This window comes from Actinopolymorpha sp. B9G3 (genome assembly GCF_040120725.1).
GTDB lineage: Bacteria > Actinomycetota > Actinomycetes > Propionibacteriales > Actinopolymorphaceae > Thermasporomyces.
The window spans coordinates 356,134-370,859 of record NZ_JBEEAB010000004.1 but is presented as its reverse complement, the minus strand read 5'-3'; the positions used below and the strand labels follow the sequence as shown (position 1 = coordinate 370,859).

General features: G+C 65.4%; 18 protein-coding genes. 13 read left to right on the top strand and 5 right to left on the bottom strand.

The window, feature by feature from the left end:
- Nucleotides 1-3: 3 nt before the first annotated feature.
- The 3 genes from ABNF93_RS10450 to ABNF93_RS10440 form a co-directional block, all read right to left on the bottom strand.
- Nucleotides 4-300, bottom strand: a complete 297-nt coding sequence (locus ABNF93_RS10450) for a hypothetical protein (RefSeq protein WP_349327724.1) — start codon at nucleotides 298-300, stop codon at nucleotides 4-6.
- Nucleotides 301-376: 76 nt separating this feature from the next.
- Entirely contained in the window at nucleotides 377-1,225 is an 849-nt protein-coding gene (locus tag ABNF93_RS10445; RefSeq protein WP_349327723.1) for a hypothetical protein, read from the bottom strand.
- Nucleotides 1,222-1,539 carry a hypothetical protein gene (locus tag ABNF93_RS10440; RefSeq protein WP_349327722.1) on the bottom strand — a complete coding sequence of 106 codons (318 nt, stop codon included), beginning with the start codon at nucleotides 1,537-1,539 and terminating at the stop codon, nucleotides 1,222-1,224. Before ABNF93_RS10440 ends, ABNF93_RS10445 begins: the two co-directional genes overlap by 4 nt.
- 721 nt (nucleotides 1,540-2,260) lie before the next feature.
- Here ABNF93_RS10440 and ABNF93_RS10435 point away from each other — a divergent pair.
- The 6 genes from ABNF93_RS10435 (at nucleotide 2,261) to ABNF93_RS10410 (ending at nucleotide 6,895) form a co-directional block, all read left to right on the top strand.
- Nucleotides 2,261-2,470 (top strand): hypothetical protein, encoded by a 210-nt coding sequence (locus ABNF93_RS10435; protein WP_349327721.1) that lies wholly within the window; start codon nucleotides 2,261-2,263, stop codon nucleotides 2,468-2,470.
- 5 nt (nucleotides 2,471-2,475) lie between these two features.
- Nucleotides 2,476-3,021 (top strand): DUF6879 family protein, encoded by a 546-nt coding sequence (locus tag ABNF93_RS10430; protein ID WP_349327720.1) that lies wholly within the window; start codon nucleotides 2,476-2,478, stop codon nucleotides 3,019-3,021.
- Nucleotides 3,022-3,039: 18 nt separating this feature from the next.
- Nucleotides 3,040-3,888: a helix-turn-helix domain-containing protein gene (locus ABNF93_RS10425; RefSeq protein WP_349327719.1), complete on the top strand. Its 849-nt coding sequence runs from the start codon at nucleotides 3,040-3,042 to the stop codon at nucleotides 3,886-3,888.
- 9 nt (nucleotides 3,889-3,897) lie between these two features.
- Nucleotides 3,898-5,268, top strand: coding sequence for a M14 family zinc carboxypeptidase (locus tag ABNF93_RS10420; protein ID WP_349327718.1), 1,371 nt, complete (start codon nucleotides 3,898-3,900; stop codon nucleotides 5,266-5,268).
- Between the two features lie 859 nt (nucleotides 5,269-6,127).
- The gene (locus tag ABNF93_RS10415; RefSeq protein WP_349327717.1) at nucleotides 6,128-6,502 is read left to right on the top strand and encodes an SMI1/KNR4 family protein; all 375 of its coding nucleotides are present in this window, start codon (nucleotides 6,128-6,130) and stop codon (nucleotides 6,500-6,502) included.
- Nucleotides 6,503-6,586: 84 nt separating this feature from the next.
- Nucleotides 6,587-6,895: a hypothetical protein gene (locus ABNF93_RS10410; protein ID WP_349327716.1), complete on the top strand. Its 309-nt coding sequence runs from the start codon at nucleotides 6,587-6,589 to the stop codon at nucleotides 6,893-6,895.
- 802 nt (nucleotides 6,896-7,697) lie between these two features.
- Here ABNF93_RS10410 and ABNF93_RS10405 read toward each other — a convergent pair.
- The gene (locus ABNF93_RS10405; protein WP_349327715.1) at nucleotides 7,698-9,017 is read right to left on the bottom strand and encodes an IS110 family RNA-guided transposase; all 1,320 of its coding nucleotides are present in this window, start codon (nucleotides 9,015-9,017) and stop codon (nucleotides 7,698-7,700) included.
- Between the two features lie 300 nt (nucleotides 9,018-9,317).
- Between ABNF93_RS10405 and ABNF93_RS10400 the strand changes: the two genes are divergently transcribed.
- From ABNF93_RS10400 to ABNF93_RS10370, 7 genes are all read left to right on the top strand, one after another.
- Nucleotides 9,318-9,677 carry a hypothetical protein gene (locus ABNF93_RS10400; protein WP_349327714.1) on the top strand — a complete coding sequence of 120 codons (360 nt, stop codon included), beginning with the start codon at nucleotides 9,318-9,320 and terminating at the stop codon, nucleotides 9,675-9,677.
- A gap of 281 nt (nucleotides 9,678-9,958) precedes the next feature.
- Nucleotides 9,959-10,174 (top strand): hypothetical protein, encoded by a 216-nt coding sequence (locus ABNF93_RS10395; RefSeq protein WP_349327713.1) that lies wholly within the window; start codon nucleotides 9,959-9,961, stop codon nucleotides 10,172-10,174.
- 171 nt (nucleotides 10,175-10,345) lie between these two features.
- Complete coding sequence (locus ABNF93_RS10390) at nucleotides 10,346-10,579, top strand: hypothetical protein (protein WP_349327712.1); 234 nt, start codon at nucleotides 10,346-10,348, stop codon at nucleotides 10,577-10,579.
- Nucleotides 10,580-10,589: 10 nt separating this feature from the next.
- Nucleotides 10,590-10,844: a hypothetical protein gene (locus ABNF93_RS10385; protein WP_349327711.1), complete on the top strand. Its 255-nt coding sequence runs from the start codon at nucleotides 10,590-10,592 to the stop codon at nucleotides 10,842-10,844.
- Nucleotides 10,845-10,915: 71 nt separating this feature from the next.
- A complete protein-coding gene (locus ABNF93_RS10380) occupies nucleotides 10,916-12,109 on the top strand; it encodes a hypothetical protein (protein WP_349327710.1) in 1,194 nt (397 codons plus the stop codon).
- Nucleotides 12,110-12,212: 103 nt separating this feature from the next.
- The gene (locus tag ABNF93_RS10375; RefSeq protein WP_349327709.1) at nucleotides 12,213-12,734 is read left to right on the top strand and encodes a site-specific integrase; all 522 of its coding nucleotides are present in this window, start codon (nucleotides 12,213-12,215) and stop codon (nucleotides 12,732-12,734) included.
- Nucleotides 12,692-13,144: a tyrosine-type recombinase/integrase gene (locus tag ABNF93_RS10370; protein WP_349327708.1), complete on the top strand. Its 453-nt coding sequence runs from the start codon at nucleotides 12,692-12,694 to the stop codon at nucleotides 13,142-13,144. The genes ABNF93_RS10375 and ABNF93_RS10370 overlap by 43 nt, the downstream gene beginning before the upstream one ends.
- 226 nt (nucleotides 13,145-13,370) lie before the next feature.
- Here the strand turns inward: ABNF93_RS10370 and ABNF93_RS10365 are convergent, their stop codons facing one another.
- Nucleotides 13,371-14,657, bottom strand: a complete 1,287-nt coding sequence (locus tag ABNF93_RS10365) for a tyrosine-type recombinase/integrase (RefSeq protein ID WP_349327707.1) — start codon at nucleotides 14,655-14,657, stop codon at nucleotides 13,371-13,373.
- Between the last annotated feature and the right edge of the window lie 69 nt (nucleotides 14,658-14,726).

Sequence of the window (14,726 nt, the reverse complement as noted above, 5' to 3'; positions counted from 1 at the left end):
TGGTCAGTCGGTCGCGATCGGCGTGTAGATGTCCCACAGGTCGTTGGCGGTCCTGTAGTGGCCGTAGTCGCGTTCCTTGGGCGGTTCGAGCTTCAGAAGCTGCGCCAGGTGGTCAACGGCATCGCGGCGGACGGCCTCAGCTGCGCCGTACTCCACCACCTGCACGTCAACCTGGCTGCGGTCGGAGGACAGGAACACGACCAGTTCGGGGAGTTCGTCGCGATGTTCCCGCACGAGCACGGTGAGCCTGGACAAGGACTCGAGCAGCAGTCCATGCGGTGCGGTCGTGGTGATCGTCATCGGAATGCTCCGTTCCTGGTGGTGGCCCCGACCGGGCTCTTGATGGGGTTGGCGTCGGGGCCGCTGCCGTTTGCTGTTACCTCGGGTTGGGGAAGTTGGCTGCGGTCCAGCCACCCTTTGGGGCCTGCAGACGGGTCAGGCCACGCCCGGCGCGGTAGGCGTTCCAGGCGACGAAGATGTAGCGCAGCGCGTCGTCGCCGTTGACCCGCCCCCGTGTTGAACCAAGGTCGTTCAGCCGCTTGGCCAACGCCCTGGCCGGAGAGGTGGCGGTCAGCCCGATTCCTTCGATCAGCTGGGTGACGAAGAACTGGTCGGCCGCGGCACGGTCGCACTCGGCGCAGATGTAGTACGCCGTGCCGACCACCGACGGCGCGCAGGACAGGTACTTCTGCGCCTTCACCGACACCACGACTGCCTCCCGCACCTGCGGGTAGGTGTCGAGGAACTCCCGCATCTCACCCTGGGTCGGGTTCACCCGACCGCCGTCGATCGAGCGGGAACCGGCGGTGTAGGCGACCAGCCGCCGCAGGATCGCCGCCAGCATGCCGGTGTTGTACTCCCCGGCCAGACCGAGCTGGTCCCGCATCTCCCGCACACCGGGCCGGTCCATCGTGTTCTGCGCTTCCGGCGTCAGGTTGTCGACCACCAGGACCCGAATCGTCACCCCGGACTTGACCACTGCGTGGCAGCGGTGCTGGCCGTCCAGCATGACGCCGTTGTGGTCGAACCGGATCGCGTCGCCGTTGAACTCCCAACGACCGGCGGTCATGTCCCGGGCGTACTGCTCAACCCTGCCCGGGCGCGGCTTCCTGTTATGGGTATTACGTTCCAACCACTTGCGCGCCAGATCTGGCGTCAGGGTGACGATGTGGCACGTCTCGTGTTGCGCGGCCTTGGCCGACCGTGCAAGCATGGCGGTGCTCATTCAGTCTGCTCCTTGAGTAGATCTGCCAGTCGCTGCAACGACTGGATCGCCGAGTCGAGGTCACGCGCCCACCGCGTGGCCTCTTCCTTTCTCTGCTTGAAGTGCTCCGGCCTCAGCTCCTCTGCCGCGAACGCCGCATCAGTCGCGCTCAATACGATTTTCGACATCACCGCGACCACCTTCGTCCGCGACTTCCGAGCCGACTGCTGTCGATCAGATTCGTCGGCCACCTCCTCCTTCTTCTTGTCCTGCTCCGCACGGCTCTTCGACTTCGGCCGAACGGCGTACTCCTTGCCGTCACGTCCCGTCGTCACGCGGCGAGATTCAGTGGGTCCTTTTCGGGCGGCAACAGCCGAGCCCTGAGCTACGCCCGATGCGGAATCCCGTGCGACGTTCCGTGTCCCTCGGTCTTCACCTCCGGCAGCTGGGTCACCTTCGTCAGGTGTTCCATTTGGAACACCTGACATGTCGCGGCCAACGGTGCCAAGGCCCGCACCAACGACTGGAGCGATAGCTCGCGCCGACATGCCCATCTCGGCAAGTCGTACGACGAGCTCCTGCCGGTCCTTCTTTGGAAGCCGTAGCGGTACCTGCCCGAACTCCCGCTCGGCGTACTCCGTCCACGACCGGTAACCCAGCGCCAGATGCGCGGCCCCGCCTCGAGCCTCCTCGAGCAACCGCACAAGCTGATCCGCCTGCTCCTGCACCGACGCCAAGACAGTGCGGATCTGATCGGTAAGACGGCCGGCAGACAGGGGGTCCAGCCGCACGACATCCGCGGCCTGCCTGTGAGATAACGCCCGCCCTGGTGACTCCGCGTAAGCGTCGTGCATTGATCGACCTCGCCTCGTCATTGTCCTTCCATGATCAGTGTAGCGCAATTGCGTGCAATTGTGTCTTAAGCTGCCTCTGGTGCTTGAGGCTGAACCTGGTCGCGTGACACGTCGAGCAATTGCGCATGCGTGCGCGAGGTGGAAGCATGTGCAGTGCGTGGCGCCACCCGGGTGCCTGACGACGAGGGAGAGGTAGACATCCATGTTCGAACTCAGCTGGCTCGAGTTCTTGTGGAAGACGGGTAACTCCGGTACGGGTGGATGTCCCGCTCTGTACCGGACCGAGGGTGGCTACGTCGTCCAGGGCGTGAAGCTCGGCGAAGGGGCGCGTGGCCAGCTGCGGCAGCTGGCGGAGGACGAGGACGCTGTGTTCGTCCCGGCAGACGTGCTTGACCGCCTTCGGGATCTGTGACGACGATGCGCCGTCCCATCAGCCTGCAGGAATTCGTCGAGCAGCTCGCGACCTTCGAACACACGGCGTTCCGGCTGGAGCTTCAGTCGGAATACCGCGAACCGTCGGAGGCGGAGTCATTGGCGCTCTTCCTCGCTGGGGATCCGATCGATCCGGGCACCGACCCGAACTTCGTGCCGTGGTTTGAGCAGATCAGTCGGCTTGTGAGCGATGGGAAGCGAGTCGAGCGGGTTCGCGTGCAGGAGGAGCCGCCCACGCCGTACCAGCGCTGGGAACGGTGGCTCGGGGCGTGGAACATCCGGGCAGGAGAGCAGCTCCGGTACATGACCCGGAGTCGCGCGTACGAGATCGGCTTGCTGCCGGCTACCGGAACGACGGACTGGTGGTTGCTCGACAGCAACCGGCTCCTTCTCATGCCGTTTGATCAGGACGGCAACCGACTCGGTGACGAACTGGTCACCGATCCGGAGGTCGTCGTACAGGCTTGCGCGTGGCGGGACCTGGCCGTCCACTACAGCATCCTGGAACCGCTCCAGGATGCTGCGGCCTAGGAAGGAACTCATCCGCTCGTGAAGCCGCTCGAAGAATGGCTCACTCAGCCGGGCGGCCTGGCAGCCCGCCTGCGTGTCCTGCGCATGCAGGCGGGCCTGTCCGGCAAGGAGCTAGCCACTGCGACCAGCTGGCAGGCCTCGAAGGTGTCGCGTCTGGAGAACGGTCGCCAAATGCCGTCGCAGGATGACCTGCAAACGTGGGCGGCCGCATGTCGCGCCGACGAATCAGTCGTGCGCGAGTTGCTGGACCTGCTAGACGAGGCGCATACGGTACACCTGGACTGGAAGCGCCGGCTTCGGCAAGGACATCAGTCGATCCAGGCCGACTACAACCAGCTGGTCCATGACGCGCTGCTGATCCGGCACTTTGAGACCTGCTGGATACCGGGACTGCTGCAGACACCGGACTACGCCCGGCATGTGTTCAGTGAGTCGGTCGATCTGCACGACGACGACCCCAGCGTCATCGATCAGTCGGTGGCAACTCGACTAGCACGACAGCGCTACCTGTACGACCCGGGCAAGCGGTTCGAGTTCCTGCTGACCGAGGCGGTCCTGCGGTTCTTGATCACCCGACCGGAGGTGATGCGTGGGCAGCTCGACCGGCTCCAGGCCATCATCGGGACGCCGAACATCCGGTTTGGCATCATCCCTTTCGGCGTCGCTTTAGCAACCACCCCACAGAACTCGTTTCAGATGTACGACGACATCGCCATCGTCGAAACCTTCGTCACCGAGACGACACACACCGACGAAGAAGCGGCAGCCTACTCACACGTAATGGAGCGGCTGTGGGACGACGCCGCCACCGGTCAAGATGCCCGCAGGCTCATCTTCGACGCCGCCGAAGCGTTACCGTCGACCTGACCCGCGGCCATGGATAACGAACGAATCGCACGACTCATGCAGTCGGTTCCGGCCGCGACTGGCTTTCCTGGACCGGACGAAGTGGACGAGGCGTTGGCCGCCCTGGTGGAGCAGCATCCGAGGGACACTCGGCGAACCAGGATCGGGACGTCCAGGCTGGGTGATCCGATCCATCTCGTGAGTATCGGCGATGGAGACCGCTCAGCGTTGGTGTACGCCGGGCCGCACTCCAACGAACCCGTGGGATTCCTCACCATCACGCATATGGCCGAATTGCTCCTCGGCAACCACCAGCTGCGCACCGAGCTGGGATACACCTGGCACCTGATCGGCTGCATCGATCCGGACGCGGCACGTCTGAACCAGGGCTGGTACTCCGGACCCTTCACCCGTCGCAACTATGCCCGGCACTTCTACCGCCCGGCGTTCAGCGAACAGGCTGAATGGACCTTCCCCGTCACCGATCCAACCAGGCCGATCTACTTCGACCGAACACTGCCAGAAACCGAGGCGTTGATCCGCGCCATCGACTTCGTACGCCCAGATCTCATGTGCTCCTTGCACAACGCCGAGTTCGGCGGCACCTACTTTTATCTCAGTCGCGACCACCCTGGACTGTCCGAGGCACTTGCCGATGTCGTGATCCAGACGGGCCTGCCATTGCACGCGGGGGACGCTGAGCTGCCCAACACCCCGCGACTAGGCACCGGAGTATTCAAGTTCCCGACCTTGGAGCAGATCCACGGCAACTTGACCGACGCCAGCCCGGAGCCCGCAGCGGCTGGTGCCGGAAGCCACCACTACGCCGAACGCCACCAAACGCTCAGCGTCGTCGTCGAAGTCCCGCTCTGGATCGACCCGCGCAGCGCCGACACCTCCGCCTCCGAACACCACCTACGTGGCCTGGTACAAACAACAGCGACCCAGCTCGCTGAAACCGACAAGATGGTCGGTGACGTCCTCGACGCCGCGCTGGAAGACTTGAAGGTCCCTGCCTCGCCGTTCGTATCCGCCCTCGCCGACGTACGCCACATCACCCGCGCCATGGCGACCAGCTATACAGATCACGCCCGAAGCATCACCGACAAGACCGCCGCCACCATCGCCGAACAGTTCGACCATACAAACACGGTCCACCTGTTCCGACTTCGTTGCGCCGGAACCGCCCTACGCCTGCTCGAAGCCGAACTCGCCGTTGGCCACCACGCGCCCCGCATCCGAGCAGCACACGCAAGCATCACCAAGCTGTTCAGCTCATGGGCCGACATCGCTGAAGCCGAGACACCCGGAATACCGGCGGCGCCCGCATCCCTCGCCGCCGTCCAGCTCGGCTCCATTCTCACTGCAGCAAGCGCCCTGTCTAGCTCCAACAACACATGACCTCCGCCCTACCGAACAGATTCGCACCAGCTCAACTGCGACAGGTGGCTGTCCGCGGGTCGGCGGTCCACCGGCGGAACGGGCTAGCGAGGCGTGCAGCTGGTCGCCGCCGCCCCGTCCGTAACATCACGGGAAGGCGGCCACCTTGTGCACGGCCGTGGGCGTGGTCGGCGGTAGAGAGCCGAAACTGTGCCAAAGCTCCCTGCATCGATCTTCGTGCCGTGTCGAGTTGTGAACACGACCCTGTCTCTCCCACCGCGTCGCCGCTCGCTTTCGCTGCTCCTCCCGGCGTCTCCGCTGTCGTTCCAGGGCGCGAACTGCACGCCTGGGTTGCCGTCACCCTGAAGGTCTACCGCCTTGAGTTGCGGCCGATGCTCCTAGCGGGAGCGGAGGTGATGGACCGGCTTCTTGCCGACAACGACGATCGCCCGCAGCGCCATCGCCCTGGTCGTCCGATGGGTCAGAGCCGGGGTCGTCGTGACCCGTCAATCCCGCTCTGTACCGCCAGGCGTGTGAACGTCAGTCGCATCCAAGTCGAACGGCGACTCAGCTCAGCTCGCAGTGACCGTCGAAGGGCCAAGGCTGCGGAGGCGAGCGTGGCCGTTCGCGGCCACTCGCCCTGGCCTAGTCGTCCGCCACCTGATGTGCGACACCTAGGCGCACGGATCTGCCGATGTGCGGACGGATGCAGGCCGCTACCTTGGCTCCATGGAGCGCGGCTCGTCCGACGTGTTTGCCGATCTATGGGACGACGATGCGGTCGAGGCATCCGAGTACCACGAAGGGCCGCCGGCGGACGACGACGTGAGGTCGATCGAGTCGGAGCTGGGGTATCGCCTCCCGTTGGCGTATGTCGATCTTGCCCGAAGACAACGGTGGCCTTCTGCGGCGAGATGCTCATCCAACGGCGAGGCCGACGTCTTGGGCTGACGACCACGTTGGAGTCACCGGAATCTTTGCCATCGGACGCACTGCGCCGTCGAGCCTGTGCGGCTCAAACGGTCAGCGACTCTGGCTTGAGGAGTGGGGCTATCCCGCCATCGGCGTCTACTTCGCCGATACGCCGTCAGCGGGCCACGACATGATCGCGCTCGACTACCGAACCTGCCGAGCTACCGGCGATCCGTGCGTCGTGCACGTCGACCAAGAGCTCGGGTATGCCATAACCCAGCTGGCCGACACGTTCCAGAACTTCATCGCCGGGCTTGTCGAGGAACGCTCATTCCACGACTGAGTACGAATTCGCACTGATCCGCCGCCCGCGCGTGAAGCACGACCATGCCGATGACCGGACGCGTCCCGCGTGAGACGATCCGGTGTGCCGATCAACATCTGGGTGCGCAAGGAGATGCCGGAGCCTGGAGCCCGGATCGACGAGGGCGCGCTCCCGTGGAAAGTCCCTCAGGGTGTCCTCAACCTCAGAGACACTCCGCTTCTGGTCGCCGTGGACCCCTACGGTGACACCGTTTTCAACCGCTTCCAGATCGAGCGACAACTGCCGCGTGAGGTTAGGTTTCTGCGGGAGCAGCTCGACGCCGGCTTTCAGCCAATGCTGGACGAGTTGGAGCGCCTGATGACGGTGGCCACGGAACGGGTGCACCGGTACCTCTGGTTCGTCGGCGACTGAATCGCCCGGGCATACCGCTGTCCGCGCGTCCGCTCGGGCCTATCAGTGGACGTGCACACGGATGGCTCCTACCATCGCTCCGTGAACGGACAACTTGCTCTGATGGCCGCACTTGCAGCGATTGGAGGCCGTTGGCTTCGGGATGGGGCGAAGGCGCCTACGCCCGAACTGCTGAACGGAAATTCGTCGTTTCAATACGTGGGGTCGTTCACCGCAGACATGCCTTCACGGGGTTTCCTGAGGCGCCCCTCGACCGCTAACGGTCCCGAGGAGTGGCTGGTCGCCCTCCACGCCCGAGGGGTCACAGATCTCGCGTTGATCACCGATCTCCCGGTCGGCGGGCCGCTGCCACCGCATGTCGCGTCCGCGTTCTCTAACTCCGGAACATGGGCTCTGCTCGCCACGGGCAAGTCGGCGCCGACAGTGTGGGCGATTGGCTGGGAAGTCGCAGACCGGAACGCCCCGGACTCTCGAATCTGGTCTCTAGCGGCGAGCAACAGACCCGCCGAGGGTTCAACGCACCGAAGGTTAGCGTCGCCCAGGCCCAGGAAACGCTGGGTGCGGCGCTAGGGGAAATCCGGATCTTCGCCGAGCGATTCGACGAGCTCAGCAGTTGGGCATCGTGGTTCACGAAGGCAGAGGCTCTGCTTGACGATCCGTCCCCCACTGCTCCGTACCACCGGGACCTCCTGCCGCATGATGCCACGCTCGATCGTCGCCAACTTGCCGCGTCGGTCGTGCAGGGGTGGGTCTTCGGCGGAATGGGGTCGTGGAATGACGGCGGACTTGTTGATCCCGCCGCTCAGCGCGAATACGAGCGCGTCGGCGCAAACCTGTACTCGGCGCTGCTCGCTGGTCTCCCAGCCGCTGCCAACGGCGCGTGACGTCCGGATCTGGCTCCCCTCTGTGTCAAGGGGCGGGGTTCCAGGGTGTTGGGAGAGCTGCGCTTCCGGGAGCGGGTGGGTCGGCGTAGCGTCGGCGTTGCGGGTCCGGGAAGTGGCTGATCCGAAGTGTCGATGTGCGGGGGCAGGTCGACCGCGCTGGATTGAAGAGTCGCCCCGCAGTGCCCTCCCGGGCCCGTTTCGGCTGCGCGGTCCTCGGTTGTTTGTGCGTCGGTGACCAGGTGGCGGTAGATGACGTCGGACAGTCGTCGCTTGAGGCAGCGCAGCGCTTCGAGTGGTGTCTTGCCGGCGGCGAGCTTGCGGCGGTAGTAGGCGCGGCCTTCGGTGTCGTGGCGGAGCTGGACGATGGCGGCGATGTGGATGACGTGGTTCATCTGGCGGTTGCCCGCTCGGGACAGGCGATGCCGGATCTGTTCGCCGGAAGAGGCATCCATGGGGGCGGTGCCGGTCCAGGAGGCGAACCGGTTCCGGTCAGCGAAGCGGGCGATGTCGCCGACGTCGGCGAGGATTCTGGCTGCGCCGGCGGGGCCGATCCCGTGGACCTCCATCAGCGTCGAACCTCTGGTCTCGACCGCGGTCTTGAGCTCGGCCTTGATCTTCTTCAGCTTCTTGCCGACTGCGACCAGGTCCGCGAGCTCCTCGGCGGCCATCCGGCGTCGGGTCTTTCCGGCGATGTCTCGGGGCCGGACGGTGCCCAGCATGGTTTTGGCTTGCAGGGCGGAGAGATCTCTTTTGCGTTGGCCGGGGATCAGTTCGCTGAGCAGTCGCTGCAGCCGGTTGAGGGTCTGCACCCGCTGATGGGCCAGCTCGTCGCGCCGGTCGGCCAGCATCCGGATGGCTTCGAGGTCACCATCGGGTGTCAGCCTGCGCAGGCCCGGGGTGCGCACTGCGACCATCGCGATGGAGTGGGCGTCCAAGGCGTCGGTCTTGCGGTTGTGGCCGGTGTCGAAGAGGCGGACCCGGGCGGCGAGCTTCGCCGGGACGTCGAGGACCCGCTCGCCTGCTGCTAGCAACCGCTGCGCCAGCGGCCGCCCAGCACCGTTGGCGCCCTCGACTGCCCACACGCGATCGGGCCATGCCTTCACGTAGGCGCGCATTGCGGCGTAGCCGGCTTGGTCGGTGGTGAATCTTCCGGACCCCAACAGGCCTCCGTCGGAGTCGACGACCTCGATGGTGGCCGACAGCTTGTGGGGGTCGACCCCGATGATCACGTCTGTCATGGGTGCTCCTGCTCTCCTCGGACCGATAGGACGGCGAGGTGGGCAGTGCTACTACGAGCTGGGCAGTCCCCTCTTGAGCGACGCCTCGTCACGGTGTTCCGGCGAGGCGCAGTCCAGATGAGAGCCACACCCAGAAACTGGGTGGGCAGCCGCGATTGAGAGCGTCCCGCCGGACACCTGGATCGAGTCTGGCCAGACACCGATCCTGCGTGAAGTCTCTTAGTAGCCGCGTTCCGCGCGGTCATGCCGATGACAGTGCTTCCGAAATCGCGGCGCGGACATCGCTGACATCATGGCCGCGTGGATGACTCGATCCCGCAGGTGACCTATGGGCCAGATTTCGGGCCCGCCGTGGAGTGGGAGAACTTCGTCCTGCTGGAAGCTCTCCAGTCGTCCCAAGGCGCTATCGGCCCCACGGTCCGAGGCATCGCGGTAGAGGCGGGGACTCGGCGGGTCGTCATTCATGCATGCTTGGCGCACCGGGACGAGACAGACGTCCGGGAACTTCAGGACATGGCATCGGACCTCCTGTACTCGCTGGAGTTCCTGTGCGAGCCGGTGCCCAGCGTTGAGTTGAGCCTGTACATCGGGGAGACCGTTGCATCTTGGCCAGGCCACATGCACCGGCGGCTGTACCTGGCCGCAGGGCGACTCGACTGATCGCGCAGGCTGCCCGCGACTGGCGCCGAGCGGCCAGGGTGCGGCAGGGACTACCTGGGACCACGATCGTTGGCCTCGCGAGCGGGTCTCCCGTCTCCGCCCTTTGCTCCCGCCGCTTTGGCTCGCGCCTCGGGCGTCCCTGGACGCCTGTTGTCGGGATGTGTCAAGTCTGCCCGGAACGCGTTCCGGGCGCGAGGCCGATATGCACTCAACTGCCGCGGAGAGTGAAGCGCGAGACCATGCCGACAAGAGGCCGGGCGTCGGCGGCCTAGGATCCTGTCGTGGCGAACGTCGAGCGCAGGCTTGTGGACAGCTTTTGGGACCTCCGTGACGACGCTCATGACCATCCCAGCCGCTGGCAGGGAGTCACGGCCGAAGTCCTCTTTCAACGGCTCGCCGAGTACGTCGAGCATGCGGAGGAGCGCGGGGGACCGATGGACTGGCGCGGTGTCGCGGATCGCATGATCGCTTGGCGAGCCAGCGAGGGGGATGGCTGACGCGAGTCGGCTCGACGCGACGGACCGCAGTAGTGAACTCGTTTATGAGTCGGAACCATTAAGCGAAGGACGTCCGCTCATGCCGCTGTCGGGGCGATGCCCGACCATGCTGCGATCCGCGCAGCCATGCCTATGAGCGAACGAGCGCCCCTCCGGACTACCGTGGCGGCTATGGATGCTGTCCCACGCCGATTGACGGTCGCCGAAGCCTACGAGGCGGCTTACCGGCTCGCGTGGGACTACGCAAGCAGGGAGCCGGACTCGGAATCGCTGCAACTCATGCTCGTGGCCATGGAACCGACCGCAGACAGCGAGCGCACTAACGACCCGGCCCTGTGGCACGACTGGCTCCGATGTGTCGAAGCCGTCGGGCGGGCACCCCTCCCCCGCTTCCCGAGCTCCTGACCATCCGCACATGCCGCCGAGCGTGAAGCACGACTATGCCGAGGTGGGGTGCCGGCCCGGTGGCATGGAACGATCTGCGTGTGGCGCGAGCGAGCCTGTTCGCGTCGACTTGATCGACGAACACTCCCTCGTCACCACCATGCTCGACTCCGGCGTCGACCTGCGCGACGTCCAGATCGCCGTCCGCCGCGCCGTCCTTGCGTCGCAGCAATTTTGCGTGGTACTCCCGGGGAGAGTCGCCCATAGGTCACACTACCAACTGTGACGGACCCTGGACACGCCCTCGACGACCTGATCGAATCGGTTCCTTGGTCGCGGCTGGCCCACGCGTATGACGTGGCACTCGATGCGCCGTCATGGCTTCGGGCACTCGCAGCTGGCGTGAAAGGCAGTACCTCCGAGGGCCTTGAGGGGCTGGAGGATTGGCTGCTGACTACCGTCGTGCATCAGGGAACGCCATACTCCGCTACAGCGCCCGTCCTTTGGATTGCGCGCCGGATCCTTGGCGATGGGTCGACGCACCCAGCTCTTGCCTGGTGCCTGCTGGCCATTTCGGAGAGCGCAACGGCCTTGCGCTGGAGCGCCGAGCGCGAAGGTGACTGTCCCGGCGAGGACCCCGAGCCCCAACGCAGCGCCGCGGACCAACCACCGTGGGCAACCTACCTGCCGCTTGACGGCGAGCTCGCCAAGAAGCACGGCGGCCGAGTCCACGATGACTACTTCCTCGCAGCCGAGGCGGACGTCGACACACTTACCGCCTGCGTCCTCGACTGGGAGCAGACGGTCGTGGATTGTGTGCGCGATCGACGCTACCTCGACGAGGCCATAGATGCTGGAAGCGCAATGGTGCGCCTTGCACCCTCGTCGCCCCTTGTTCACGCGCTGCATTCGCTCGTCAATGGCCCAGAAGACAGCAGACGACGTGCCGCCTCGGCGTTCGCACTTGCGGCCTCGGGCCGGGCGACACCCGACGTTGACGCCCTAATCGATCACGACGACCGCGCCATTCGGGTGGCTGCGGCCCTGGGATACCCCGACCATCCGCGGGCACTGGAGACTCTTGTCGGCGCGGCTGCAGACCGCAACTGGGTTCGAGCCACCTTTCCGCGTGGGTTCATAGGTCCCGAACCTTGGCTCGCGTCCGCCCTGTTGGTGGCCGTATTAGATCGCGTATCGGTCGATGCGGCGGATGACCGGCTGGTCGATGGTCTCGAACAGCAGCTCGCCACGGTTGCGTACGGACCTCTTGGCGCTACATATGAATGGGGACGCCTTCTTGCCTGGCTGTTCCCGGACCGCTGGCAACCGGCTTCGTACATCAACGTGCCGTCGTCCGACGATCTGTCGAACACCCAGGGCCGGCTGCTCGCCGCTCTCGCGCGCAACGACGATCCCTGGGAGCAGGGCGCGGGCAACGCAAGTCTCGTCCTCGGACAAGTTGGGCTCCCGCACGACCGTGCTGTCATCGCCGCGCTCGCAGGCGTGGAAGTTCCCGGCCGCCCATCGTGGTGGCGTCGTTGGACTTCCTGAATCAACTGGTCAGCCCTGCACGGCGCAAATCGGGCCGTACACACTCTCAGCCGCACTAGGTGAATGGGTTGACGGTGTGCTCTGGCGACCCTGCACTCGGTATATGGACACCTACACCTCTCCTTCGGGGCCGGCCGTCTCCGGCGTTGTCGTCGCTACAAGCCCGCTGCTGCGGATGGCCGTCGCCGCGTACTTGGCCCGGTTCAAGGGTCAGTCGCGGATCCACACCGAATCGGACCTGCGCGGTTACCTGACCTGGTGTGAGGACCGTGCCCTCGATCCCTTCACAGCCGCACGACCTCACATCGAGCTCTACATCCGGTGGATGCAAGAGGTCCGCGGTTACCGCCCGTCAACGGTCTCGCGGCGCGCGTCCGTGGTCGCCGGGTTCTACCGCAGCTGTGTGATCGACGGCGCCCTTGAGCACTCGCCGGCCGAGTACGTCCGCCGCCCCACCGTGCCGGCCGAGTCGCCCACCCTCGGCCTGAGCCACCTCCAGTTCGAGGCGCTGCTCAGCGCCGCCCGGAACTCGGTCAACCCATACGACTTCGCCCTGGTCACCCTCCTGGGCGCCTCCTGGGTTTGCGGATCTTCGAGGCCACCGGAAGCAACCTCGCAGACCTAGGCGAAGAGCACGGCCACCGGGTGCTCCGGGTCCGCGGCAAGGGCGGCAAGGTCGTCCTAGTTCCATTACCGCCTGCGGTCAGCCGCGCCATCGAGCGGGCAATCGGCCAACGGACAGCCGGGCCTATCCTGCTGACTTCCCGCGGGACCAGGATGGACCGCCACTGTGCCACCCGACGTCTGCGCCGCCTGGCCGAGCAAGCAGGCGTCAGGCTCCCCCGCATGCATCCACACATGCTGCGACACACCTTCGTCACCACCATGCTCGACGCCGGCGTCGACCTGCGCGACGTCCAGATCGCCGCCCGCCACGCCGACCCTCGCACCACCATGCGCTACGACCGAGCACGCAAGAACCTCGACACACACCCCAACCACATCCTCGCCGCCTACATGGCCTCAGGCACCTGACCCGAAACCACGAACGTGCCGATGAGCGCGCTTTACCCTCGCCGTCGGTACGGGTCCGATACTGGAGCCATGACGAGCAGCGGCCGCAACGACCCGGCGGATGAGGCTCGGGCCGAGGTCGTTGGCTTGAAGATCACCGGCGTGTTCTTCCTCCACGACTTCATCGAGCGGCGCATCTGGTGGTCCAAGACAAGGATCCATTACATGGGTGCTAATCCTCAGGCAACTACTTGCGGCCAGCGTTCGGCGGAGCCATTCGGCCAGCGAGGATGGCCGCGGCGCGCTTGTCGGACTCGGGTACCCATGCGGTGTAGACCCGCAGAGTGGTCGTCCCGCCGCCGGCGTGGCCAAGCCGACCGGCGACGGTTCGGAGGTCGACGCCCTGGGTGATGAGTTCGGTGGCTGAGTAGTGCCGTAGAGCGTGGAGGTGACTGTCTACCCCAACGCTGGAGCATGTAGCGGTGTATCGATGGCTAACGGCATCGGGGTTGCAGGGTCTGCTGTGGTCAGGTTCGTAGGAGAACACGTAGGCATCCTCGCTGGGGTCGATGCCGAGCTCCGCTATGCGTTCCGCGTAACGGTCGTGATGACTTCGGAGCATCTGGCACGTGCCCTCGTCAAGGGAGATCCGCCGTATCTGGTGGGTCTTGGGATCCTTCTCGATCCCGTCGACATAGTTCCGGCGGACCTCCAACACGCCGGCTTCGAGGTGAATATCGCGCCAGCGCAGCGCCACCAGCTCGCCGCGACGGATCCCAGTCACCATGACGAGCCACACAAGGGTGCCCCACGCCTCGTCGCGTTCCCATGCCGCAGCGACGATACGGGCGACTTGGGAAGGCGTTGGGGGCGTCGGTTTCGGCCGTGGGAGGCGTGGCTTCTTTGCCACCGTGGCTGGATTGCTCGGGATCCAGTCCCACCGCACAGCGGTCCCAAGCGCGCCACTGATGATGAAGTGGAGCTGGCGAATGGTTGACGCCGCCAATGGCTCGCACTCGTGAGGCTTACACTCGAGCACGCGGCAGCGAGCCGCCGCACAGTCGTGTTCCCTACGTCGACGGTGCCGTACCAACCCGCATTCGTGCCGTTCGTCGGTCCAGTGCTCGATGAACGACTTGCCACCGCAACGGCGACGGCAACGACGCAACTGCCCATAGAACTGCTCGAGAATGCGGGCGCTCAGTTTCGCAATCGCGACGTCGCCGATAGCAGGCTTGAGGAACCGTTCTGCGTATTCACGGTACTTGGCCAGTGTTACCGGATCGGCGTCGTGCACCTCGAACCATGCGTCGAGTGTGTAGCCAAGTGTTGCCTTGGTCGCCGCGTTGCGTTGCTGGTCGACCCTCCCGAGCAGCTTCGTCCGCACCCTCTCGATCTGGCGCTCGTCCCGAGTCGACTCTGTGAGGTAACTGTCCTTGCCCGTCAGCGGATCGACGCCGGCGTACACGAGCACCTGGTATGAGTTGCCGCGCTTGCGCACGAAACCTCGGGGGCGGCTGCTCTTCGTCGCCATGTCGAGGACAATACCATTGACAGACCCACTGCCATGCGACATGACCCGGCTTGGCTGGCTGGGACGTCT